Origin of the sequence: Paludibacterium purpuratum (assembly GCF_004363805.1) — a bacterium.
Classification (GTDB): Bacteria; Pseudomonadota; Gammaproteobacteria; order Burkholderiales; family Chromobacteriaceae; genus Paludibacterium; species Paludibacterium purpuratum.
Genome location: NZ_SNZP01000001.1, coordinates 1 through 24942 on the forward strand (window position 1 = coordinate 1; position 24942 = coordinate 24942).

The window sequence follows — 24942 nt, forward strand, 5'->3', positions numbered from 1 at the left end:
GGCGCAAAATCTACGTCACAGGCATTAGGCCTAAGGAGCGGTACGGCATCCAGCCTCCCCCTTCTCAACTTCACTTCCCACAATACAAGGAGCGGTTTCAACCGCGATTCCCCGCCAACGCCCCCCAAACCCAAGCCACCCCCACCCAAAATTTCAGCCTTTTCTGACAGCCGCGCTCGGTTGTCTATTTGCCTCTTGCTGGGTAATGTACTTGGTGCGGCCCAAGGCCGCGAAGAGGCGCGGGCCCGAGGTGTTGACGCACCGCCGAGCCCGCTGACCAAACCAACTCTCCTAAGGAGTCAGAATGGCTACTCAAGATGGTAATGCAACCCTCGTTTCTTTTCCAAACCCGGATTCCCGCCAACAGCAGTTACTTTCCCTGATTTCCGTGTTGTGCTTGCCACGCGCCAGTCGTCCAAATTCCGACAAGTGCCGCCTGATCGTCGATAGCCGCTTGCCGTGGGCGTTCGAGCGTATCGATGGCAGCACCTCTTGGATGTATCTGCCCAATGCCGCGCAAGCGCGTCATATGGCGGGGTGCCTGGTTCTCTCGGCCGATTAAGGCCTTTTCCGGAGGCGGGGAGCGAGGCTCCCCGGCCGGGGGTGATCGAATGTTAGCTTGCCGCGAAGTGCCTTCTTCTTTTTGCCGAGAGCGTTAACCAAACAGTATTGAGACCTGATCCCGTAGCTGCATATCTTCTAAAAAAATTTTTTAAATGCATTTAAGGTAAGCACAAATCCAATAAAAATTGAGATACCGATCAAAGCATATTCATCGCCAAAAATTATCTTTATATCTGAAAAATGCCATTGCAATAACAGGTTGCCTGTGCTTATCCAAAATACGATTGGTTTTGCCAAAAGTAAGGCTAAGCCAGCTGCATTAAATGCAAGAAGTACGCCAAGTGAGTTGATGATAAAAATATAAATAAATTTAATCATTTATAATTTAGTGACTTATTCCGTTAACAACCAAAGAGTTTGATTTTTCCTGAGTCCAGTTTCCAACTGTTGCACCCAGATAAGCTGGAACTGGATTTGGCGAATTCCACTTTACTATCCCATAGGGCCCTGACTTTACCCAATCAGGCCTGAACCAGGGGTTTACTGCAGAGTTTATCTTTCCAGTAAGCGCTTCCCCCGCTTTAAATCCGACAACTGTACCTATAGCGGCCCCTGCCATTGCTGCCTTGGCATCTTGTCCCTGCAGATGTGAACCAACATATGCCGTCCAGGCATTGTAGAGAGTGGAACTGCCCAGCGATGCTCCATTTGTCCACAATCCGGATGCACCTGCCATGCTTACATCCACCCAATTGACGTTCTGCCCCTTGGGAAGCGTGACTTTCTGATAACCATAATTGACTCCAGCTCCCAAAATCCCGGTAGTCAGCTTACTTGCTAGCGTTGCCTCTACTGCGGTTGTCGCCCCTCCCAACCAGGGCAGCGTGAGGACCAGCTCTGGATATACATTCTTCAGGGCATCTTGCTCAGATTGATGCTGAACACTCAGGTTCTCGTAATACGTTACCTGGGAACACGAGACGGTCGGGGCTCCTCTTGAAGTGCAATGAGACAGGGCCTCCTTGTATGCTTTTCTTTCATCGGGTTTTAGATAAATTTCCGTCACAGGAGTCTTCGCAGTCGTATTATTCTCCACCTCATTCTTCGCCGCGTCTGCCGCAGTCGAAGCCGCCGCGAAACTACCCTTGCTTGCCACCATCCCCATCAAACCGCCAGCGGCCGAGGTCAGTTGTGCCAGTTCGTCTTTCTGTTTCTCGGTCAGTGTTTCCGGGTTGTCGCTGCCGTACAGCTCTTTGGCGATCGCCCTGGCTGCCAGCGGCGCACTACCGGCGCCGATTGCACCTGCCGTCGCATCTTTACCGCTCAGTCCTGCCAGCACACCGCCAACCAGCGCATGGGCCATGACGTTGGCTGGCAGGTTAACCTGCGGCTTTCCATCTTGGTCTAAGGTGGTGGTCATCTCTTTAACCAACGTCGCCAGATACGGTGCGGCGGCATTGGCAGCAGCTTCTTTGGCGTTGCCGTCCAGCAGAGCGGTTAGCGCGCCAATCGCCGCTTGAGTGGCTTGACGGTAGGTGCCGCCGGTTTGCCAGCCCTCGGTACTGGTCTTGGCGTTGTTGAGCAGGGTGTCGGCCTGCTTATTCAGCGCGATTGCTTGTTCGCTATCCCCGGCGAGAGAGGCTTGCTGGGCCTGACTCTGCAACGTGGCCGCTTGCTTCTTGTCGGCCTCGGCCTGTGCTTTCATCGAGTCGGCGATGTCGCCGCCAATCTGTTGCGCTACGCCGACGATGATCTGATTCGCCTGGGCGGTCTGCTGCGCGTCCTTCATCTTCGCCTGCAAGTCTTGCGCTTGTTGCAGGTTGAGCGAGTTGGTCAGCGCGCCGTTGGCGGTGTTGGCGTCGCGGCTCTGCAATTCAGCGACCGTGCTACGGCTGGAAGCGTCCTGCGCGGCGTCGCTACTACCGGTAATGGTGACGGTGGCCGGGCTGATCACGCTTTGCGTCTGGCTATGCTGGTCTTCATTCTTCGGTAGCCCGGCGCCGGCCAGTGCGTTGCCTACAGCATTGGCCTTGACGTTGTTGCCCAGATTCTCCATCAAGCTGGCGCTGGAGCCATAACTTAGGCTCAGGCTCATTGAGCTCGCCTCGGTTTTCTGGTGGTTGGCCAGATCCTGGCTCTCTAGGCTGGCTGTCGCGAGCGTGTTATGGCTGGCATCGGCCTGGCTGGTGATGGCGGCGCCGGTCAATTGGGTGTCGTGCCTCACCAGGATATCGAACCCGCCCTGGCCGGCGGCGATGCCGCTTTGGCCGGTGGCGCTCAGGTAGTCGTGGTTGATGTCGGTGCGTGCCAAGTTGAGGTTGCCGGTGACCATCTGGCCATAGCAGATTGGCGGCACGCAGATGCTCAGGTCGAAGCCGGTCGAGCTCTGGTGGCTTTCGTACACGCTCTGGTCTTGCAGCGAGGAGATCGACAGGTTGCCGCCGACGTTGGCCTTGATGCTGCCGCCGGCCAGTTGGGCGCCGCGCAGGGTGGTGTCCTGGCCGCTATGGGTGGTCAGTTGGTCGCTGGCGGTCACCAGGGTGTTGTCATAGTGGGTTTCGTGGCCATTGGCGACATTGCTGTTGGTGCCGAGGCTGCCCTGGAAGCTGAGGCCGGTTTGTCCGCCGATGCCCAGCGTGGCCCCACCGCCCATGTTGAAGCCGCCGCCTTCGCTGTGGATTTCCGAGTGGTTTTCCGCGGCGGTCAACAGGATGTTGCGCGTGGCATCCAGATTGACGGTGGTGCCCTGTACTTTGGCGCCTTGCATGGTGATGTCGGTATCGCGCGCCGTGATGGTGACATCGCGGCCCTGCACGATGCTGCCGCGTTGCTGGCTGTCATGGCTTTCGCTGTCCTGGTGGCTTTCGCCGTAGGCGAATTTGTTGCTGACGCCGATCAGGCTGGTGCTCGCCCCGTCGGAGCCTTCCGGTTTTTTGCCGTCCAGGAACTGTGAGATTTGCTTGCCGGTACTGCCGTCGGTCAACTTGTCGTAAGCACCTACCGCCTTATAGGCGTTGTAGCCTGTCTTGAGTGCCAAGGCACCCTGCATGCGGTCGCTCGCCCCATCTTTCGAGGCCTGATAGGCATCGTAGGCGGCATTGACGGCGCTGCCTATCACACCGGCCAGCTCGTTACCCATGGTGAAGCTTTGGCTTTGGCTATGCGAGCGCGTGTCGTTGCGGTTGGTGATGGCGTCGAGGGTGATGCTGTTTCCGGTGAGGGTGACGTCCTGCGCGGCTTGCAGGTTGGTGCCCTGGCTTTGCAGGTTGCCTTGGCCGCTGCCGCGGAATTGCTGGTCGGCACCGGCTACGACGCTCAGCTTGCCATTGTTGGCGCTGAGCAGACTGCTGGTTTGGCTGACGCCGTTTTGCGTGTTATCCATTTCGTTGCGGCGCCAGTCGATCATGGTCTGACGCGGGCTGAGCCCGTTCAGCAGGCCGATGCCCCAAGAGCTGGATTGGAACTTGCTGCCGGCTTGCGACAGATTGTCGGCGGCCAGTAGATTGATGTTGCGGTTGGCCTGCAGACTCAGGTCGGTGTCGGCCAGCAGGTTGGAGGCCACCACCGAGGCATCGCGCCCGGCGCTCAGCGTCAGTTTGCCGCCGGAAATCGTGCTGCCGATGGCATCGGTTTGCAGCCCGCCTCGGGTCTGCGTACTTTGCTTACCGCCAATGCCCACCCCTTCGGTCCAACTGGCCGTCAGGCCGTGTTTTTCAGTGTGCTGGTAGAAGGTGTTTTCCGAAACGGCGTTGCCGTTATTGATCAACAGGTCGCGGTCGGCCTGCAGATTGACATCGTTGTTGCCGTTGACACGCCCGGCGGTCACCGTCAGGTCGCGGCCGCTACTCATGTCGATGCTTGTGCCTTGCACGCTGGTGCCGACATCCTGGGTGCTGTGGTGGGTGACGATGGTCGTGGTGGTGCTGCTACTGAAGAAGCCGCCGCTTTCGCTCACTGTTTTGCTGTAGTCGTCGTGCACATTGGCCGCGGTGGTCAGGCTCACGTCGCGGCCGGCCGCCAGGGTGACGGTGCCCTGCTTGCTAGCCAGCAAGGCCGCCTGTGCCGTCAGATCCTGCTTGGCTGCCAGGGTCAAGCCGGTATTGCCGGTCAACACCGCACCGTTTTGGCTAACGTCGCTCTGGTCGCCTCGGCTGCCACCCATATCCCACCAACCGCTGGCGTTGCGGGTCGCCACGGCACTCAGTTTGATGTCATTACCGGCCAATAGCGTGGCTTGGCCGCTACCCGCTTGCAATGCGGCAGCGCTGAGTGCGGTGTCATGGCCCGACTGCAGCTGTACATCGCCACCGGCGCTGACACTGCTGCGCTTCAGCTGCTGGTTGTTATAGTAGTTGCCTTCTGACTTTTCACCCGGATCGAAGTGGTGCAGGTAGTCCTGGCTATCGATGCCGGCGGTCAGGCTCAAATCGTGGCCGGCCAGTAGGCTGGCGTTGCCTTGGGAGGTGTTGAGGCTGGCGGCCTGGCCGGAAAGGTCGTGGCCAGCTTGTACGCTCAGGCCGGCACTGGCCTGCAGTTGGCTGCCATGGACAGCGCTGGACGAACTGCTGGTGTCGCCCCAGAGGGTTTGCCCCGGCTGCGACCAGTAGCCGTTGCCGCCATGCACGTCGTCCGTGGTGTGTGTCGTCAACTGCGCCAGGCTGACGTCATGCCCGCCGATCAGATTCGCTTGGCCACTTTGGGCCTGTAGCCCTGCGGCTGTCAGTGTCAGATCGTTGCCTGCCTGCACGTTTAGTGTACTGCCCGTCACGCTGGTCTGGTTCAACTGTTGGCTTGAGCTGGATGCGCTCTGGTTGAAGCCCCATCCATAGCCATAGCTCAACCCCGCCGAGCGGTTCGATGTGCTGGCATCCAAGGTGCTTTGCACGCTGAGATCGTGTCCGGCAATCAGGTCGACGGCGCCATTGGCCTTGCCTTGGAACGCGGATAGCAGCAGGTCGTGGCCGGCCATGACCGACATTGCCCCGTTGGTTGCCAGGCTGCTACCCAGCGTGTGTTGAACCGTATCGTTTTGGTAGGACGAGCTGGTGCCGGTCTGGGTCCAGCTGTATTCGTCGCCGTGATTATGCGATGTGCGCGTTTCGCTGAATCCAGTAAGGTTTTGTCGTGTGGTGGTATCGGTCGACTGCATGCCGGTGACACTCAGGTCATTACCGGCTTGCAGTTCGATGCCTGTTTGGCCGCTGCCTTGGAAGGCGGCCAGCGACAGGTCGTGCCCCGCCAGCAGTTGCAGTTTGCCCGCCGTATCGATGCTGCTGCCGGTGGTGGTCGTGCGCGATTCGGCGACTGGGCCGCCATGGGCGATGGTGACTTGCTCGCCGGTGACGGTCAGATCCCGGCCCGCCGCCAAGGTGGTGTCCCCGGCGCTGTGCACGTTGGTCGCGCTCAGTTTCATGTCGCCGTCGGCTTGCATCTGTAAGCGGCCGCCAGCATCGAGCGTGGCGTGCTGCATGTCGACACTGGCCATGTGGATGTTCATATCGCCATCCGCATGCATGGTGCCGCCGACACCGCTCACCAGACTACCATCGCCCAGCATGGTGATGTTCTGTGCGGCCAGGTAGGCGCCTTGCGGGCGCGTGCCGCCAGTGTCGCCCGCTGCGAGATAGACTTCTGGCACCAGCAACTGCTGGCCGTCGACGGTCTTGTTGACCAGCCAAACCATGTTTTGCGTCAGTTGCTTGACTTGATCGGCGCTCAGCGCGACCCCCAGCGTCAGATTCAGTGATTTAGCCTGGGTCGCCGCGTTGTTGAGCAAGGACTGATACTGCTGATTGCCGTTGTTGAAACCCGTCAGGTAGCGTTGGCCGGTCTGTCTTTCGATGGCACGCGATACCAACTGTTGCTCGACATAGCCATCGCCCAGCCGTTTTTGCAGCTTACCCGGGTCGAAGTTCAGCTGTTTTGCCAAGTAATCCGAGGAGACAAACTGGCTGAAGCTGGCAAAGCGTGGGTCGGTTTCGATCTGATAACGCGCGCTAGCCTCGGGGTGTGGGTCAAATGCCCCGCCTTTGGGCAAGGCGGCGCCCGCAGGCAATACCTCGATAGCGACGCTGGTACTGTTATGTGGGGTCGATGGCGCCACGGTGTCGGCGCTGCCTGTGCCGGTGTCGCTATGCGGGGTGGACGACGTCACGCTGCCGGCGTTGCTATCGTCCGTACTGACTGCTTTGGCCGAGGCGCTTTGCTGGTGTGCCGGTGCCTCGGCGACCGGATTGATCGGTTTGCCGTCGAGCGTCAGCCCGCTACCGCTCGGCGAGTCGATCTGGCCATTGGCGATGGCACCATTTTGGACATGGCTAACCTGCAGGGTGAGATTGCGGTTGGCGTGATAGACCGAGTCGGTGGTGCCGATCAGTTCGTGTCCAATTTGGGTGCTCTGACCCGTCTTGCCATCCTGATAGAACGTATCGCGATAAAGCGGCTGACCGGTATTCTGGACATCGTTGCCGGTGTGATGAATATCCCCGGCGGCCGTGATCCAGCTACTGCGGTTGATGGCACTGCCGATATCCAGGTTCAGGCTGCCGCCGATTTCAATGTAGGCCGGGTTGGACTGACCGCTGGCGACGTCGCTGGTGGTGTTGGTAGTGTTGTAGTAAGAGGGCGTGGCTGGACCGTATACTGGGATGACATCAAAATCATGCTCCTTTCCCCCCTCGCGCACTGTACGATATCCAAGGAATACCTGTGGAGGCGTACCCCCCACTTGCTGATGCGATGGGCCTGGTATGGTTCGGCAACTTTGGTCTTCTTTCCCATGGCATTCCTCATGCCCAATATCATTCCATATGTACACAGGGATGCTACCCGTCACCTGAGTCGTCTGCGTCACCGTGACCTGATTCGACTCGTTCACCAACGAAGTCGCATGGATCTCGGCATTGCCTTCCGCCGCAATGGTGCCGATCTGGTTGTGCACCAGCGCCACTTTGCTATCGGCCTTGCCGATCAGCAGGTTGCCCTGGCTGGAAATGTTGGCCCCACTGCTGTTCTCGATGCTCTGGCTCAGTTGCAGACTCATGTCGCCATTGCTGCCGATCCAGGCTTTGTCCCCGGTATTACTGAGTGTGGCGCCCGTTACCTGCAGCGTCTGTCCTGTGATCAGACCGCCGTTATTGAGCGTGTCGCTGCCGAGTGTCAGCGCGGCGGCGCTGATGCCGGCCCCGGCGCTATTGCTCAGGGTTTTGCCTGTCGTGCTGAGTAGGGTACCCGCGGCCAGGGTGCCTTGGTTGTCCACATTGCCGACAGTCAGGGTCAGGTTATGCACGGCTTGCAACTGATGCTGGTTGCTCAGTTGGCCGGCGGTCAGAGTCAGGTCGCGGTTGGCTTGCACCGTGGCGGTTTTTTCCATCATCACCGAGCCGCCCTTGACTGTCCATTGCAAGTCCTGCCCGGCCAGCAAGGTGCCGGATGCCGTGACCTTGGCCATGGTCAGGCTGAGGTCGTTGCCGGTGGTGACATGGCCATTGGCATTGTCCATGCCGACAGCGCTGGCGGTCAGTTTGCCCGCCGTGAGAATGGAGCCGTGGTTGGTCAGATCACCCGTCAGGGTCAGTTTGTTGTCCTGGTCGTCGAGCGCGAGCAGGGTGCCGCTGTTGCTGACATTGCGGGCACTGATTTGTAGATGCCCGCCCTGAATGGTGTCGCTGCCGTTTTGCACGACATCGGCCTTGATATTGAGTAGCGTGCCTTTGCCGGCGAGCAATTTGCCGCCGTCGTTGTCGAGCGCATGAGTCAGCTGAAGATCCAAGCCGGCAGCGCCGACGATCTTGCCCTGCGCGTGATTGGTCAGATTGTCGGCGCTGGTATTGAGTTGACCGTTACTGCCGATGGTGCCGCTATTGTCGATATCGCCGCTGCTGGCGAGCTTGCTGCTCTGTGTATCTAGCCCGATCAGGCTGCCGCTGTTCTTCAGGCTGCTGGCCGTGATATCGAAGTGCCCTGCCTGGATGGCGCCGCTACCGTTGTCGAGGGCGCCGCTGGCGAGGGTGAAGCCTGCCTGGTTGCCGGCGAGCAGGGTGCCGCCATCGTTTTTCAGGCTCTCGGCTTTATCGAAGGTGATGCCTTGCAGGCTTTCCAGGTGACCGTTGCGGTTGTCGATCTGTTTGGCCGACAGTGTCAGGCCGTTGGCCATGACGATCTGCCCCTGGTTGGTCAGGCTGGTTGTCAGTGCCAGTTTGCCGTTATTGGCATCGCGCCCGATGATCGTGCCGCCCTTGGCGTTTTCCAGGCTGCCGGCAGTCAGTTGCAGTTGTTGGCCGTCAATGGTGCCGCTGCCGTTGGCGATGTCGCCGGCGGTCAGGGTCAGCGTCTGGTCGCTGGCGAGCGTGCCGCCGTCGTTGTTGATCTGGCCGCCGTTCTTGGCGGTCATTGTCAAGGCGCCGTGGCTGGTCAGGTGCCCCTTGCTGTTGTCGGCGCTGCCGGCAGTGACGGTCAACTTGCCGTTGCCGCCCAGCGTTCCCTGGTTGGTCAGCGCGCCGCTGACGGTCACCGTGTTGTCCTTGTCGTCCAGCGCTTTGATGCTGCCGCTATTGCTCAGGCTGCTGGCATGGATGTCGAGGTGGCCAAACTGGATGGTGCCGCTGCCGTTATCGAGGCTGCCGCTGGATAGGGTAAAGCCTGCTTGGTTGCCGCCGAGCAAGGTACCACCATCGTTTTTGACGCTCTCGGCTTTATCGAAAGTAATGCCTTGCAGGCTTTCCAGATGGCCGTTGCGGTTGTCGATCTGCTTGGCCGATAGCGTCAGGCCGTTGGCCATGACGATCTGGCCCTGGTTGCTCAGGCTGGTTGTCAGATCCAGTTTGCCGTTGTTGGCATCGCGCCCGGTGATGGTGCCGCCCTTGGCGTTTTCCAGGCTGTCGGCCTTCAGTTGCAATTGCTGGCCGTCAACGGTGCCGCTGCCGTTGTTGATGTCTTTGGCGTTCAACGTCAGCGTCTGGTCGCTGGCGAGCGTGCCGCCATCGTTGATGAGTTGGCTGCCGTCGTTCAGGTTCAAAGCCAGATTTAGATGGCTGACCAAGCGGCCTTTGCTGTTGTCGACACTGGCGGCCTTGACGGTCAGCTTGCCGTTGCCGCCCAGTGTGCCTTGGTTGCTCAGCGCACCGGAGAGGTTCAGCGTGTTGTCCTGACCATCCAGCGCCTTGATGCTGCCGCTATTACTCAGGCTCGTGGCATGGATGTCGAGGTGGCCGATCTGGATGGTGCCGCTACCGTTGTCGAGGCTGCCGCTGCCGAAGGAGAAGCCAGCCTGGTTACCGCCGAGCAGGGTGCCGCCGTCGTTTTTCAGGCTTTCGACTTTATCGAAGCTAAGGTCTTGCAGGCTTTCCAGGTGGCCGCCACGGTTGTCGATTTGTTTGGCAGATAGCGTCAGGCTGTTGGCCATGACGATCTGCCCCTGATTGCTCAGGCTGTCGGTCAGTGTCAGCTTGCCGTTACTGGTGTCGTGGCCGGCGATCTTGCCACCCTTGGCGTTTTCCAGGCTGCCGGCCGTCAGTTGCAATTGCTGGCCGTCAACGGTGCCACTACCGTTGTCGATGTCTTTGGCGTTCAACGTCAGTAGCTGGTCGCTGGCGAGGGTGCCGCCGTCGTTACCCAGTTGGCTGCCGCCGTCGACGTTCAGATTTAGATGGCTGGTCAGGTGACCCTTGCTGTTGTCGACATTGGCGGCCGTGACGGTCAGATTGCCGTTGCCGCCCAGTGTGCCCTGGTTGCTCAGCGCGCCGGTGAGGGTCAGTTTGCTGTCCTGGCCATCCAGTGCTTTGATGTTGCCGCTATTACTCAGGCTACCCGCCGTCATGTCGAGGTGGCCGGTCTGAATGGTGCCGCCGCCATTGTTGAGCGCCGCGTTGCCGATGACTTTGATGCCGGACAGTTTGTCCGTGCCGAGCCAGCCGCCATCGTTCTGCAGACTGTCCGTCAGATCCAGCGTCAAGTCGCCGCGGCTGTGGATATCCCCGCCGGAGCGGTTGTCCAGTTGGCCGGCCTTGATCTTGATGCTACCTGTTTCTGCTGCGATCACCCCTGCGCGGTTGTCGAATTGGCCACTGAAGCTCAGCGAGCCCTGTTCGCTACCGGTCTGGGTCAGGGTACCCTTCGCGTTGCTGCCGCTCGTGCCGGTCAAATCCAGCAGACCCGCTTGCCAGGTGCCGCCGTCATGGTTGATTTGCTCGGCTTGGATATGGAGAGCCTGACCGGCGACCAGGGTGGTGTTCTGGCTGGTCAGTTGCGCCAGGGGGTGGTCTATGCCGTCTTGTCCCGCCAGCGACAGCTTGCCGCCGGTGTGCAGCGAGGCGTTGCTCAGGTCGATTTGCGCACTTCGAACGTCGATGCCGCTAACGGCCAGCCAGCTGCTAGCCGATTGCAGTTGCTTGGCGGCCAGGCTCAAGCTGCCGCTATCGAAGCCGAGGGTCACGCTGCCGTCCGGCTGTTGCCCGACGATGCGAGCCCCCGCCAGCAACTGGCCTTGCGCCTGAATATTATCGGCTTGCAGTGTTGCATCGTGGCCAGCGAGTAGCAGACCTTGTTGCGCCAAGGTCTGGCCGGCTTGCAAACCGATATCGCTACTCGCGACGACCGTGCCCTTCAATGTCAAATTCCCGGCGCTATTGAGCGTCAGTTCGCCGCCGTAGGCGCTCAAGTGGCCTTCGCTATTCACCCCCACGCCCTTCTCGGTGCCGATCAGGTGGATGGCGTTGGCGTACATGCCGCCCAGCGCGGCGACGTCCAGCGCCAAGGCCGGCGCCGGTGTGGGCGCGGCGTCGGTCAGCGGTGTGGCGGCGAGGGTGTCGGCGTCGATGCTATTGCGACCGAGCCGAACTTGCAGGTCCTTGGCGTGCAGGTCGCTGTTGACCTTGAGCGCACGCGTCAGAATGGCGAAGCTGTCGGCGTCGTTGGCGTTCAGGCTGTCGACGGTGATCTGACCGTCGTTGATCTTGTAGCTCGCCACGCCGCCTTGGGCGTTGAACTGCGGCGTACCGGTGGTCAGCGTGGCGCGCGCGGTGTTGATGAAGCCGCAACCGCTGCAACTGATGCCCCAGGGGTTGGCGATCACCACGTCGGCGCGCTGGCCCGCCACTTCGATGAAGCCCTTCAGTTGCGACGGATTGGCCTGCACCACCTCGTTGAGGATCACCCGGGCGCTGCCGCCCTTCAGGTTGGTGTTGCCGCTGATGTAGCCGCCGCGTTTGGTGCTGACCATGGCGGTGCTGTTGTTGAGAATCGCCCCGTTGGCATCGACGTTGAACTGCTGATACTGGTTGTGCGACACCCCGGCGCCGTTGGGGGCGGCGATCTGCACCAGCGCCACGCCGTTGGCCGCCTGGCCCACGGTCGGACCGCCCGCTGCGGCGACGATGCCGTCGGCCAGCGCCGCGCTGCCCAGCGCCAACAGGGCGGCGAAGCACAGCGGCCGCAGGGCGAACCCGGTCGCGGGCGCGCTGCCCGGCCCGCGTTCGCCGGCCTTGCCGTGAGCGTTGACGGTTTCCGCCACAGCCATCAATTGGCCGCGGACGCGATTGAAGACGATGCGATAGAGGTGTCGGTTCATGAGGGATGCCGCCTTACCACTGCAGGGTGAGGTTGAAGTGGGTGATCGACTGCCTTGCCCAGCTGTTGGGCAAGGTCAGCGGTTGTTCGTGGGTGAGCTCGGCCGTCAGGTGGCCGCCGAGGTTGGCGCGTAGGCCGATGGCACTGCCGGCGATGCGCTGGGTCGACAGCGTGACGCCGGGGGTACCGGTCACTTGGCCGGCATCGAGGCCGAGGTAGGCCTCGCAGCCGCTCGCGCCCAGTGTCCAGCTCAGTTCGTTGCGCCACGTCCAGCCGTTGTTGCCGGCCAGGCTGTCGGCGTCGAAACCGCGCACGGTGTAGTGACCGCCGACGCCGAACTGGTCGCCGGCCAACAGCCGGCTCGGGCTGTATTGCCCCTTGAGGGTGGTGCTATAGGCGCCTTGTTGGCCGCCCCATTGCCACGGCTGGCGCCAGTCGAGGCTGGCGCTGTAGATTTCCGGGCGCGTGGTCGGCCCGCCCTGGGCCGCCAGGCTATCGTCCTGCGCGCCCCATACCGGCACGCCGCGGCTGTAGCCCAGGCTGGCGTTGAGCACGCTCGACCCCAGGTACTGGCGGTGGGTCAGTTGCAGACCGAGATAGCTCAGGTCTTGCCGCTGGTTCAAGAGCTCGCTGTCCTCCAGATAGCTGCGCGAGGCTTTGCGCGTCAGCGAAAACGCCAGTTCGGTCTTGCTAGTTTGGTCGCGATGCAGCAAACGGGTCAGCGACAGCTGCGTGTTGCGGCTGTGGCCGGTGGACGTCAGCGTCTGCAGGCCGGTGTCGAGGGCCTGGCGGTATTGCGAGGCGCTGTAACTGAAGTAGGCGCTCCAGTTGCCCCACGGTACGAGCCAGGCGATCGACTGCGACAGGCTACGCGGGTAGGCCACGCCGTCGGCGTCCTGGCTTTGGTTGAGCGTCAAGACGTCGTTCAGGTGCAGCAGATCGTCGGCCAGCACCTGGCCGCTGAGCTGGTTCTTGCCGGTGGCGCTCTGGCCGCTGTTCTCTTCGCTGAGGCTCGCGTGCAGCGGTCGGCCTTGTGTCAGCGTCACTTCGACGATGCTCGCGCCCGGCGCGTCGCCCGGCAGCAGTTCCATGGTGGCTTGCTGCGAACCGGGGCGCGCCAGTTGTTCCAGCCCTTGTTCCAGGTCGCGCAGGTTGAGCAGATCGCCGGGGCCGGTGGGAAAGGCGCTGTCCAGTTCGCGCTGCGCGCCGCCGCCTTTGCGCCGGATGGCTTGGATGCGGCCTGGCAGCACCACCAAGTGCAGCTGGCCGGATTGCAGGTTCTGTTCCGGAATGTAGACGCGGCTGGTGACGAAGCCGTGCGCTACCAGGGCGTCGGTCAGGGTGGCGACCAGTTGGTTGATGGCGCCGAGATCCAGGCAGCGTCCTTCGGCGCCATGGGCCAACGGCGTCAACCAGCCGAGCCAGGCCGGCGGCGCGCCGTCGAGCACCACCCGGTGCACCGGGAAGCACGGGCCGCCGCTGGGGGCGGCGGGGACGGCGGGCGCTGGGGTCGAAGGGGCGAGGAATACGTCCGGCCGGCGTTGCTGCTGCTCGCGTTGCCGGTCGAGCTGTTGTTGTTGCTGCAGACGAATCTGCTCATCGCTCAGCGGCGCGGCGCCAATTGCCGGCGCCAAAAAAAGTAAACCGGCGATCAAACGCGCCGGCAAGGTGCTGCGTGTCATTGTTTTAACTTAACAAATAATAATATATCGTCACGTTAAGTTAGATGACTGTCGAGAATCTACTCTAAAAAACTATGTTTTTGGCATTAATAATCCAATTCGACATGGGTTATTTCGACTTTTTTCAATATTTTATTTTTAAATCAGTGGCTTGCTGGTTTTTGTGCGGCCGGGCTAATGTGGCGGGTGATGGATTGGGTGTGTTGTTTAAATGAGGCATGCGATTGTCGCTATCTGATTGATAACACATGCTTATACATATAGCATTACGTGTATATATAATGTTTTGTTGTTATGGTTGTTGCGTCTCTCTATAATTCGCCGTCGTATTTTTTTATGTCGAATATCAATGATCTTGTCATTGATCGAGTTTATGGAGTGATGTCAATGCAAATGAAGCAGATCCGCCTGGCGATGTTCGCCGCAGCACTGGTCGCCGGCAGTGCGTTCGCCGCCCAACCGTTCGTTGGCCCGTCCGTCGGCCTGAGTGTCAGCAGCGTGCACACCGATGTCGATTTCAGCGGCGGTCTGAACAACTCGATGTCTTCCAACCGCACCGCGTTCGATCTGAATGCCGGCTACGGTATGGAACTGGCGCCGAAGGTGGTTCTCAACGGTGCGATGAGTATCAATCTGAACCAGCCGTCGGCTGGTTCGCTGGGCTACAGCAGCACCAATTCGGTTACCGGCAAGTTCAAGGATCGCTGGTCCTTGTCGCTCGCCCCGGGGTACCTGATCACGCCGAAGCTGATGGCTTACGGCAAGGTGGCATATCAATATGCCAATATCGAGGTGAACGATAGCGCCTTCCCGGCGCAAGGTGCGCAGACCCTGCATTTCCACGGTTGGGGCTACGGCATCGGCGTGGCCTACGCACCGGTCGATCATCTGGAAACCAGCCTGGAAGTCCAGAAGACCGAATACAGCACCCAGCGCATGAACGCCAGCACCGGTCGCCCGACGACTACGGCGGTGACCCTGGGCGCCGCTTGGCGCTTCTAACATCGTCGAAGTGGGATCGAGGCGGCCAGAGGGCCGCCTTTTTTGTTTCTTGCAGAGCAGCTTGAGAGCCTGCCCCTCCTTTGCGGTTTTTTGGCTGGACTCCGACGGCTAATGGATTGCCACATGTAAGACATTTCGGACTTGTCCTATTCGTGCGCCATAAAGACGTTACTTAGAATTCAACAAAATATTCCCCAGCTAGGTTTCCCTGTCCCACTGCCGCCCTTGAGGCTTCGATGTAGGTGGCCGGTGCTCTGCCATGCGATTACCGCGTCCGGCGGTCAATTCCCAGCTGTTTTTATGTTGAATGCCAATGATTCAGTCATTGCGTGAGTTCCCGGAGAGATGTAAATGCAAATGAAGCAGATTCGCCTGACGATGTTAGCCGTAGCACTGGTGGCTGGTAGCGCATTCGCCGCCGAACCGTTCGTCGGTCCGTCCATTGGCCTGAGTGTTAGCAGCCTGCACACCGATGTCGACTTTGGCGGCATGCTGCGTCGCAACCCGACGTCCGCCAGCAGCGCTGCATACGATTTGAATGTCGGTTATGGCCTGGCGCTGGCGCCGAAGGTGGTGCTCAACGCTGCGGCGAGTTACGGTCTGAACAAGCCGTCGGCCGGTACGGCGGGTAATCGTCTCGTGCAGGTTTCCGGCGAGTTCAAGGACCGCTGGTCGGTGTCGCTCGCGCCGGGGTACCTGATCTCGTCGAAGTGGATGGCTTACGGCAAGGTGGCTTATCAGCATGCCAGCATGGAGTCCAATACCCACACCTTCTTTCTACAAGATTCGCAGAACTTGAAGTTCCACGGTTGGGGTTACGGCGCGGGCGTAGCCTACGCGCCGATCGACCTTCTGGAAACCAGCTTGGAAGTGCAGAGAACCGAATTCAGCACTCAGCAGACGCTGATCGGCACCGCCCGTCCAATGACCACGGCGGTCACGCTGGGCGCCGCTTGGCGCTTCTAATCTTGTCGAAGCAGGATCGAGGCGGCCATCGTGCCGCCTTTTTCGTTTATAGCCCGTCGGTTTGAGATGATTTACCCGGTTGGCAGTGTAGATGGCTGGTAGGTGCTTGGTTTTATAGGGAAATTAACCGTATCAAATTTGCGACGGTTCGAACGTTTTGTTTTGATGTATAACCAGTCGCTATGGGCCGGGGGGCTTGGGCTTATTGTGATGTCATATGGTTTGGTTGGTGAAATTTATGCCATGGAAATGTCATTTTTTGGCAATTTTCTTGACACATTGTCAGACAAGGCCTTAAAACAGCGGAGGACATTTTGATCACCACGCTGGAAAAAAAACATCATGAATGATAATCCGGAAGAGAAAACGCTACATCGCGGGCTGGAGTCGCGACATATCGAACTGATTGCACTGGGCGGCACCATCGGTGTCGGCCTGTTTATGGGCTCCGCCAGCACGCTGCATTGGGCGGGTCCGTCGGTGCTGTTGGCTTATGCCATTGCCGGCCTGTTCATTTTCTTCATCATGCGCATCATGGGCGAAATGCTGTACACCGAGCCGGTCACCGGCTCGTTCGCCGTCTATGCGCACAAATACCTTCATCCGTATTTCGGCTATCTGACCGCCTGGGGCTATTGGCTGATGTGGGTGGCCGTGGGCATTTCGGAAATCACCGCCGCCGGGGTGTATATGCAGTATTGGTTCCCCGGCTTGCCTCAGTGGGTTCCGGCATTGGCGTTCGTCGGCATTCTGGCGGCGTCCAATTTGCTGGCGGTGCGCCTGTATGGCGAATTCGAGTTCTGGTTCGGTTTGATCAAGATCTCCACCATTGTGGTGATGATCCTGGTCGGTCTGAAGCTGATCTTCGTCGGCAATGCCTCGATGCCGGCCACCGGTTTTGCCAATCTGAGCGTGCACGGCGGCTTCTTCGCCGGCGGCTGGCAGGGCTTCCTGTTCGCGCTTTGTCTGGTCGTGGCGGCGTATCAAGGGGTCGAGTTGGTGGGGATTACCGCCGGCGAGGCCAAGAACCCGCAAGTGACGCTCAAGCGCGCGGTCAATAATATCGTGTGGCGTATTCTGATTTTCTACATCGGCGCCATTTTCGTCATCGTCACCATCTATCCGTGGAACCTGATCGGCACCACCGGTAGCCCGTTTGTGCTGACCTTCTCCAAGATCGGCATCAGCACTGCCGCCGGCATCATCAATTTCGTGGTGCTGACCGCCGCACTGTCCGGCTGTAATAGCGGTATCTATAGCTGCGGCCGCATGCTGTACACCCTGTCGCAGAACCGTCAACTGCCGGCCTTCCTGTCGCGCGTGTCGAAAGGCGGCGTGCCGGTCAATGCCATCTGGGTCACCATCGCCTGTCTGTTGATCGGCTCCGCCTTGAACTACATCATCCCCAACCCGCAACGCGTGTTCGTGTATGTCTATAGCGCCAGCGTGTTGCCGGGCATGGTGCCTTGGTTCGTGGTGTTGGTGTGCCAGGCACGCTTCCGCCGCGCCCATGCCGCGACGATCAAGGATCATCCGTTCAAGTCGGTGCTGTTCCCGGCGGCCAACTACCTGACGATCGCCTTCCTGATCTGCGTGCTGATCGGCATGCTGATCAATCCGGATACCCGGGTTTCGCTGATCGTCGGCACATTGCTGTTGGCGGCTGTGTCGGTATGCTACAAGGTGTTCGGCTTGGGCCAGAAGCAGCGCGAAGCGCTGTCGCAGGCCGAATCCGCCTGATCGGTTCGATCGTTGTGCAAAAAACCCGCGAGCGGATCGCGGGTTTTTTATTGCAATGTCGTTTTAGGGGGGCAGTGGATGAGGGAAATTCTGCCAAAAACATGATCATGATCAAATTAAAAATGCGTAATGGGTACTACATTGACATTGCTTGGTGAGATTTTTACCCAAGAATAAGCGAAAATAATGAGGAATGTCGCGTTGGGGGGAGGCCGATAGGCCACATCGTTGTACATCCTGGCAGGCTGCGCTATATGGGCGGCCTGCCATTTTCATTTCTTCCGCCGAGGCTGGCCTTGCCGGGCATACGGCAAGAACCCTGTGTGCTTTTCAGTATTAATCATTCAATTGTCATTGATTGTCGGATATTAAACTTATAATCACAAATCCCACTGTAATTCAATCAGTATTTTCGCCTGCGTGGGCGAGATACGACACCTAGCGAAAATACCCCTGCATTGCCTTGGCCGGCGCGGTATCGTGCACGGAAACTGGCTATCTAGAATAGATTTTCCTTAGTTTTATATCGGTTTGAGCTATATAAGGGACTGACCCGGCGGGCGGTCGCACAAGAACATTACACAGGAATCTCCATCATGCGGTCTTTGCGCGTCAAACTGATAGTTTTCGTCGCCATGCTCATGGCGCTGGTCAGTCTGGTCATTGCCTTGCTGGTCTACAGCCAGATGCGAAGCGGCATGATCGAAGGGGTCGACCATGAGTTGTCGGGTACGGCACATGGTTATTCCACTTTCGTGCGCAATTGGTACAACGACAAGATGACCAGCGTGGTCGCCGCCGGGGGGATCGCCGATATGGCGGAGCCGGTGCCGGCACTCGGACGCATCAATGAAGCCGGCGGCTTCAACAAGTCGTATATCGGTTTCGCCGACCGGCACATCGTGTACTCGGATGGCCATGCGGCCAAACCGGGCTACGACCCGACCGCGCGTCCGTGGTATCAGATGGCGGCCAGCAACGGTAAACCGGGGGTGACCGCACCGTATACCGATTTCACCACGGGCCGACTGTGCCTGACTTTCGCCGCGCCGGTGATGAGCAACGGCAGTCTCAAGGCGGTAGTGGGCGGCGATGTGTTCATCGACGATCTGGTCAAGACGGTCTTGTCGGTCAAGCTGCGCGGCAACGGCTTCGCCTTCTTGGTGAGTAAGGACGGCAAGGTGCTGGCGCACCCGGATGCGCAGTTGACGCTCAAGCCGCTGACCAATGCCGCGCCCGAGTTGACGGCGGACCGCCTGGCCGCGGCCGCGACGAGCGGCGAAACGCTGCAGGTAAACACGCACGGTCAGTCGACCTATGTGCAGATCGTTCCGGTCGAGGGCACCGATTGGCTGTTGGGCGTTTCGATGGATACATCGGTGGTGACCGACCCGATGACCAAGGTGATGATCACCATTTCCATCACGGTGCTTGCCGCGCTGATCATCTTGGTTCCGATTGCGAGCATTGTGTTGGCCAGCATGCTCAAGGGCCTGCAGCGGCTGAAGGTGGCCATGCAGGAGATCTCGCAGGGCGAGGGCGATCTGACCCGTCGCATCGAGGTACTGGGGCAGGACGAAATCGCCGAGACCGCCAGCGCCTTCAATGTCTTCATCGGCCAGTTGCAAACCATGTTCCAGGGCGTGAAGCAGGAGGCGGACCGGTTGATCGAAGGCGTACAGGCCGCCGGCCACTCGGTGGAGAAGGTGGTCAGCGATTCGCGTGAGATTTCCGATGTGTCGAGCGCCAATGCCGCCACGCTGGAGGAAATCACCGTCAGCATTTCGCATATCGCCGATGCGGCGCATGAGGCGGATGGCCTGGTGGCGCAGACCGGATCGGTGTCGAGCGAAAGCGCCGGCGATATGGACAAGCTCTCGCGCGAGATGGGGGGCACGGTCGATGTGGTCAAGGGGCTGTCGGATATGCTGTCCTCGCTCGATCAGCGCTCGCAGCAGATCTCGGGTATCACCGAGGTGATCAAGGATATCGCCGATCAGACCAATCTGCTGGCGCTCAATGCCGCGATCGAAGCGGCGCGCGCCGGCGAAATGGGACGCGGTTTCGCGGTGGTGGCCGATGAAGTGCGCAAGCTGGCCGAGCGTACCGGCGGCGCCACGCAGGAAATCGCCGGCATGGTCGACATGATCCGCAACGAGACCGGCCAAGCGGTCGGCAATATGCAGCTGACGGTGCGGGCGGTGGATGGCGGTGTCGGGCTGACGCAGAGCGCGGCCGAACGCATTGCCACCATCCAGCAGGCGATGCGCCAGGTCGAGGCCAAGATGAACGAGATTGCGCTGTCCACCAGCGAACAACACAAGGCGACCACGGTGATCGCGCAGAGTACCGAGCGCATCAACGGCCGCATCATCGAGAACGACCACTCGCTGGGCAGTGTGCATCAGACGCTGTCGACGCTGAGCCAGGGCGCGGCGCGCATGCGCGAAATGTTCTCGCGCTTCCGGGTCTAGGTCGCGCGGCAGTCGCAAGGCAAAAAGGTGGAGCGATCCACCTTTTTTGTTTTGCGGTGGGCGAAACCCGGGCAGAGGGCTTATGCTGACATTCTTGTCAGAGGAGGCGATATGTCATGCTGCTTTTAGGGCTGGATCTGGAAACCGGCGGTGCCTTCAACGGCGATCCCGCCGACAATTTCATCACGGAAGTCGGTCTGGTGTTGTGGGACAGCGAGTTCGGCGAGCCGGTGGAGTGGTTGTCGGTGCTGCTCAAGCCCGAGGGGCCGGTGTCGCCCGAGTCGGCGGAGATGACCGGGCTATCGGACGCGCTGTTGGCGCGCCATGGCCGGCCGTGGGATATCCGCACGCTGCAGCCGATCGCCACGCTGATGCAGAAGGCCGATTACGTGGTCGCGCATAATGGCCGCGAGTTCGACCGGCAGATGCTCGAACGGGCCTTCGTCCGCTTCGGTCTGAAGCTGCCCGCCACGCCGTGGTTGGATACCCAATACGACATCGACTATCCGCGCGCTTGCAACGGACGGCAGTTGATCTACCTCGCCGGTTTTCACGGTCTGCTCAACCATTTCCAACATCGCGCCATCGGCGACGCTATGACCATGCTGGCGATCCTGCAGCGCTACGACTTGGCGCAGGTGATCGCCAATAGCCAACGCAAATGGCTGATCGTGCAGGCCAATGTGCAGTATGACGAGCGCGACAAGGCCAAGGAAAGAGGTTTCCGCTGGCAAAGCGACGGCGGGCGGCATTATGAGAAGTGCTGGGTCAAGCGCATTCGCGAAGATCAGTTGACGGCGTTGCAGGCGGCATGCGACTTCAATTTGACGGTGTTGGAGCGCGCTTAACGCGGGAGGTCGAGCGAGTCGGTCGTGACGACAAAATCGTTGCCGTGGCGGCGGACTTGTTTTTCCAGGGCCGGTGCCAGCCGCTCCCAGTGCGCCTGTAGCAGGGCCAGCGCTTCGTCGGCCGATACGGCTGATTGTTGCAACCAGGCGGGAACCGCCGCCGGGTCGATGTAGAAATAGGCCGGATAACCATCCAGCCGGGCATTCACCAGAATGCGCCGGCTGCGGTCGATGCGTGCCGCCAAGAGTTGCATCATCGTCTTACCCCTGCAAGGCCAGCGTGCCGCTACGGCCGGGAATTTCGCCCATGCGCACCGGACAGCGCGGCAAGGTCGCCGGGTCGAGCGTGCGAAACAGTTCGGCGCAGGAGACCAGTTGGTAGCCCTGCTGCTTCCAACCGCTCAGCAGTCGATCCAGCGTGTCGAGTAAGCGCAGCCCCTCGAGTTCGGCATGCAAGGTGTAGACATGTCCGCAGTCGGGCTTATTCGCCGTCTGATCCAACAGCACGCGGTGCACGTTGTCGGCGGTCAACCCGTCCAGGCCGATCAGTTCGTCCAGCGTCGGCAGCGTGGTGGGCAGTTGCGGTACCCCCAGCAAGCGACCCTGTTCGTCGACCGGCTGAAACGGCTGCGTCCCGCGGCAATCCGAGGCATAGTCGAGTTGGAGCGCCGCTTCGTGCGCGTAGGCGGCGTGGTTCATCTGCCAACCGGCGGCGCCGTGCGTGCGCGGCGGCTGGCCGAACACCTGGGTGAAGCGCTGAGCCGCCAGGTTCATTTCCCGTTCGGTCCAGGCCGCATCCTTGCCGGCGACGAAGTCCTGCCACTTGATGTGATCCCAGGTATGGATGCCGACCTCGAAACCGGCGTCGCGAACGCCGCGCATCAGCGCGGCCTCGCGCCGGCCGATGTCCGGGCCGGGCAGCAAGGTGCCGTATAGCAGGGTACAGATGCCATAGTGCTCGACCACCGAGGTGCGCGAAACCTTCTGCAGGAAGCCCTTGCGGAACACGCGGCGGATGGCGCGGCCGGTGTGATCCGGCCCCAGGCTGAACAAAAAGGTCGCGCCCGCCTGATGGCGGCTGAACAGTTCGATGAGCCGCGGCACACCGTCACGGGTGCCGCGCCAGGTATCGACGTCGACCTTGAGGGCCAGCTTGGGCATCGATTACTCCGCCAGATCGCGCGCCGAGGCGGCTTGATCGCGGTAGAAGTCGAAGATGCCCTTCAGTGCGTCGGCCATGCTGACCGTCGGCGCCCAGTCGAGGTCGGCCATGGTGTTGGCGATCTTCGGCACGCGATTTTGCACGTCCTGGTAGCCCTTGCCATAGTAGGCGCCGGAGGTGGTTTCCTTGAGTTGCACCTTGGTGGCGTTCTCGCGGTATTCCGGGTATTCGGCTGCCAGCTTGAGCATCATGCCGGCCAAGTCGCGGATCGAGAAGTTGTTGGTCGGGTTGCCGATATTGTAGATCTGGCTCGATGCCTTGCCGTTGCGGTTCTCGATGATTTTCATCAGCGCGCTGATGCCGTCGTCGATATAGGTGAAGGCCCGCTTTTGGGCGCCGCCGTCCACCAATTGAATCGGCTCGCCGCGCACGATGTGGCCGAGGAACTGGGTGATGACCCGGCTCGAGCCTTCCTTCGGGGTGTGGATGCTATCCAGGCCGGCGCCGATCCAGTTGAACGGGCGGAACAGGGTGTAGTCCAGCCCTTCTTGCTGGCCGTAGGCGGCGATGACGCGGTCCATCAATTGCTTGGAGCAAGCGTAGATCCAGCGCGGCTTGTTGATCGGGCCGTATACCAGGTCGGAGTTTTCCGGGTCGAATTCAGCGTCGGTGCTCTTGCCGTACACCTCGGAGGTGGAGGGGAACACCACGCGTTTCTTGTACTTGGCGCACCACTTGATGATCGGCAGGTTGGCTTCGAAGTCGAGTTCGAAGACGCGCAGCGGCGCCTGGACATAAGTGGCCGGGGTGGCGATGGCGACCAGCGGCAGCACCACGTCGCACTTCTTGACGTGGTATTCGATCCACTCGCGGTTGATGGTGATATCGCCTTCGAAGAAATGGAAACGCGGATGATCGCGCCACTCGAGTACGCGGTCGGCATGCATGTCCATGCCGTACACTTCCCAATCGGTGGTTTCGATGATGCGCTTGGTCAGGTGGTGGCCGATAAAGCCATTGACGCCGAGGATGAGAACTTTTTTCATGGGGTTCAACCGTTTCACAATTTAAAGAGGGAGCGTCGCGCGCTCACCGAAGCACGCGGCGAATCTTGCTGTATCCAGCGTTTGTTCGTCCAGATCTGCATCAAGTATGCGTAATACACCGCCATCGGCGCAGTCGAGGCGCAGATGCGCGCCGTCCACGCTCAAGCTGGCGCCGGGCCGTGCGGGCTGGCTGCCGGCAGGCTGCAACACGCGGGTTTTCCACAGGATCAGCCGGCCAGCCGACGTGTCGGCGAAGGCGCCGGGGTAGGGCCGGGATAGGGCGCGCACGAAGTCGTGCAACGCGCGCGCCGGCAGTTTGCCATCGATGCGGCCATCTTCCGGGCCGCGGCCGCCGAAATAGGCGCCCAGGCTCAGATCTTGTTTCGTCAATTCGGCGCTGCCGTCGATCAGACGCGGCAGGCTGCGCGCCAGCACGATCTCGGCGGCGACCACCACTTTGTCGAATACTTCGGCGGCGGTGTCGTCGGGCAGGATCGGTACGGCGAATTGGTCGACCAGCGGGCCGTTATCCGGCTTGACGTTCATCTGGTGCAGCGTGGCGCCGGTTTCGGTTTCGCCGTGGATCACCGCCCAGTTGATCGGTACCCGGCCGCGGTATTTCGGCAGCAGGGAACCGTGCATATTGTAGGCGCCGCGGCTCGCGGTCGATAGCAGCGGGGCCGCCAGCATCTTGCGGTAGTAGAACGAGAACAGAAAATCCGGCGCCAGCGCGCGTACGCGCGCCACGACGTCGTCGCTATTCGGATCGTCCGGGGTCATGGTCGGGATATCGTATTGGGCGGCGACGCCCGCAACGCTGTCGAACCAGATGGTTTCGTTCGGATTGTCCCGATGCGTGATCACCAGCGCGACGTCGACGCCTGCGCCGATTAAAGTCTTCAGGCAGCGCACGCCGACATCGTGGTAGGCAAACACCACGACGCGCGTCACGAGTTTTTCTCCAACACGGCACTGATCAGGTAACGCGGTCGCTTGCGCACTTCCTGGTAGATCCGTCCGATGTATTCGCCCAACAGTCCGATACCGAACAGCGCGATGCCGATCAGCAAGAAGGCGATGGCGAACAGCGTGAACAACCCGCCTTCCTCCGGACCGATGATCAATCGACGCGCCCCCATGTAGATCACCAGGATCGAAGACAGCAATGATACCGAAATGCCCAGGAACGAGAACAGTTGCAACGGCACCAGCGAGAAGCCGGTCATCAGGTCGAAATTCAGCCGGATCAGCGAGTACAGCGAGTACTTGGAAGTGCCGGCGAAGCGTTCTTCGTGGCCGACCACCACTTCGGTCGGCTTTTGTGCGAACTGATAGGCCAGAGCCGGGATGAAGGTATGCAGTTCGTTGCACTGGTTGATGGTGTCGATGATGCGGCGGCTATAGGCGCGCATCATGCAGCCCTGATCGGTCATCTTGATGTGGGTGATGCGTTCGCGCAGGCGGTTCATCAGCCTCGAGGCGACGTGGCGCCACACGCTGTCGTTGCGCTTGCGGCGGATCGAGCCGACGTAATCGTAGCCTTCGTCCATCTTGGCAAGCAGCACGCCGATGTCTTCCGGCGGGTTTTGCAAGTCGGCGTCCAGCGTGACGATGCGCTCGCCGCGGCAATGCTCGAAGCCGGCCAACAGCGCGCGGTGTTGGCCAAAGTTGCCGTTGAACAGCACGACGCGCGTGACATCGGATCGTTGTTCGAACTGGTCGGCCAGCATGGCGGCCGAACGGTCGCGGCTACCGTCGTTGATGAAGACGATCTCGTAGCGCACGCCCAGGGCGTCGAGTGCCGGGTATAGGCGTGCGAACAGCGCCGCCAGCACGGCTTCTTCGTTGTACACCGGTATAACAACCGATAGATTTATGACGTCTGACATGATG

At 60.3% G+C, this 24942-nt stretch carries 14 protein-coding genes; 6 read left to right on the forward strand and 8 right to left on the reverse strand.

The genetic code is table 11. The features are described 5' to 3' along the window. Positions 1 to 304: 304 nt before the first annotated feature. Positions 305 to 562 (forward strand): hypothetical protein, encoded by a 258-nt coding sequence (locus DFP86_RS00005; protein WP_133677951.1) that lies wholly within the window; start codon positions 305 to 307, stop codon positions 560 to 562. A 137-nt stretch (positions 563 to 699) separates the two neighbouring features. Here DFP86_RS00005 and DFP86_RS00010 read toward each other — a convergent pair whose 3' ends face one another. The 3 genes from DFP86_RS00010 to DFP86_RS00020 are packed head-to-tail and all read right to left on the reverse strand — an operon-like array spanning position 700 to position 13811. Beyond that, positions 700 to 942 (reverse strand): hypothetical protein, encoded by a 243-nt coding sequence (locus DFP86_RS00010; protein ID WP_133677952.1) that lies wholly within the window; start codon positions 940 to 942, stop codon positions 700 to 702. 7 nt (positions 943 to 949) lie between these two features. Next, positions 950 to 12130: a hemagglutinin repeat-containing protein gene (locus DFP86_RS00015; RefSeq protein ID WP_133677953.1), complete on the reverse strand. Its 11181-nt coding sequence runs from the start codon at positions 12128 to 12130 to the stop codon at positions 950 to 952. 13 nt (positions 12131 to 12143) lie between these two features. Next, entirely contained in the window at positions 12144 to 13811 is a 1668-nt protein-coding gene (locus DFP86_RS00020; RefSeq protein ID WP_133677954.1) for a ShlB/FhaC/HecB family hemolysin secretion/activation protein, read from the reverse strand. Positions 13812 to 14198: 387 nt separating this feature from the next. Here DFP86_RS00020 and DFP86_RS00025 point away from each other — a divergent pair, with 387 nt between their 5' ends. From DFP86_RS00025 to DFP86_RS00045, 5 genes are all read left to right on the forward strand, one after another. Beyond that, complete coding sequence (locus DFP86_RS00025; RefSeq protein ID WP_166642095.1) at positions 14199 to 14813, forward strand: porin family protein; 615 nt, start codon at positions 14199 to 14201, stop codon at positions 14811 to 14813. A 351-nt stretch (positions 14814 to 15164) separates the two neighbouring features. Continuing rightward, complete coding sequence (locus DFP86_RS00030; protein ID WP_133677956.1) at positions 15165 to 15779, forward strand: porin family protein; 615 nt, start codon at positions 15165 to 15167, stop codon at positions 15777 to 15779. Positions 15780 to 16121: 342 nt separating this feature from the next. Beyond that, the gene (locus DFP86_RS00035) at positions 16122 to 17519 is read left to right on the forward strand and encodes an amino acid permease (RefSeq protein WP_133677957.1); all 1398 of its coding nucleotides are present in this window, start codon (positions 16122 to 16124) and stop codon (positions 17517 to 17519) included. A 596-nt stretch (positions 17520 to 18115) separates the two neighbouring features. Beyond that, positions 18116 to 19993 carry a methyl-accepting chemotaxis protein gene (locus tag DFP86_RS00040; protein ID WP_133677958.1) on the forward strand — a complete coding sequence of 626 codons (1878 nt, stop codon included), beginning with the start codon at positions 18116 to 18118 and terminating at the stop codon, positions 19991 to 19993. Positions 19994 to 20109: 116 nt separating this feature from the next. Next, entirely contained in the window at positions 20110 to 20841 is a 732-nt protein-coding gene (locus DFP86_RS00045) for an exonuclease domain-containing protein (RefSeq protein ID WP_133677959.1), read from the forward strand. On the opposite strand, the gene DFP86_RS00050 is transcribed toward DFP86_RS00045, so the two are convergent. From DFP86_RS00050 to DFP86_RS00070, 5 genes are read right to left on the reverse strand one after another with little or no spacing between them, the layout of a single operon-like run. Next, positions 20838 to 21098 carry a hypothetical protein gene (locus tag DFP86_RS00050; RefSeq protein WP_133677960.1) on the reverse strand — a complete coding sequence of 87 codons (261 nt, stop codon included), beginning with the start codon at positions 21096 to 21098 and terminating at the stop codon, positions 20838 to 20840. The two genes, DFP86_RS00045 and DFP86_RS00050, sit on opposite strands and share 4 nt — an antisense overlap. Positions 21099 to 21102: 4 nt before the next feature. After that, on the reverse strand, positions 21103 to 22002 hold the full coding sequence (locus DFP86_RS00055; RefSeq protein WP_133677961.1) for a polysaccharide deacetylase family protein: 900 nt from the start codon (positions 22000 to 22002) through the stop codon (positions 21103 to 21105). 3 nt (positions 22003 to 22005) lie between these two features. After that, positions 22006 to 23049 carry a bifunctional UDP-4-keto-pentose/UDP-xylose synthase gene (locus DFP86_RS00060; RefSeq protein ID WP_133677962.1) on the reverse strand — a complete coding sequence of 348 codons (1044 nt, stop codon included), beginning with the start codon at positions 23047 to 23049 and terminating at the stop codon, positions 22006 to 22008. Positions 23050 to 23070: 21 nt separating this feature from the next. Next, positions 23071 to 24000: a formyltransferase gene (locus tag DFP86_RS00065; protein WP_133677963.1), complete on the reverse strand. Its 930-nt coding sequence runs from the start codon at positions 23998 to 24000 to the stop codon at positions 23071 to 23073. Continuing rightward, positions 23997 to 24938: a glycosyltransferase gene (locus tag DFP86_RS00070; protein WP_133677964.1), complete on the reverse strand. Its 942-nt coding sequence runs from the start codon at positions 24936 to 24938 to the stop codon at positions 23997 to 23999. The genes DFP86_RS00065 and DFP86_RS00070 overlap by 4 nt, the downstream gene beginning before the upstream one ends. Positions 24939 to 24942 lie beyond the last annotated feature (4 nt).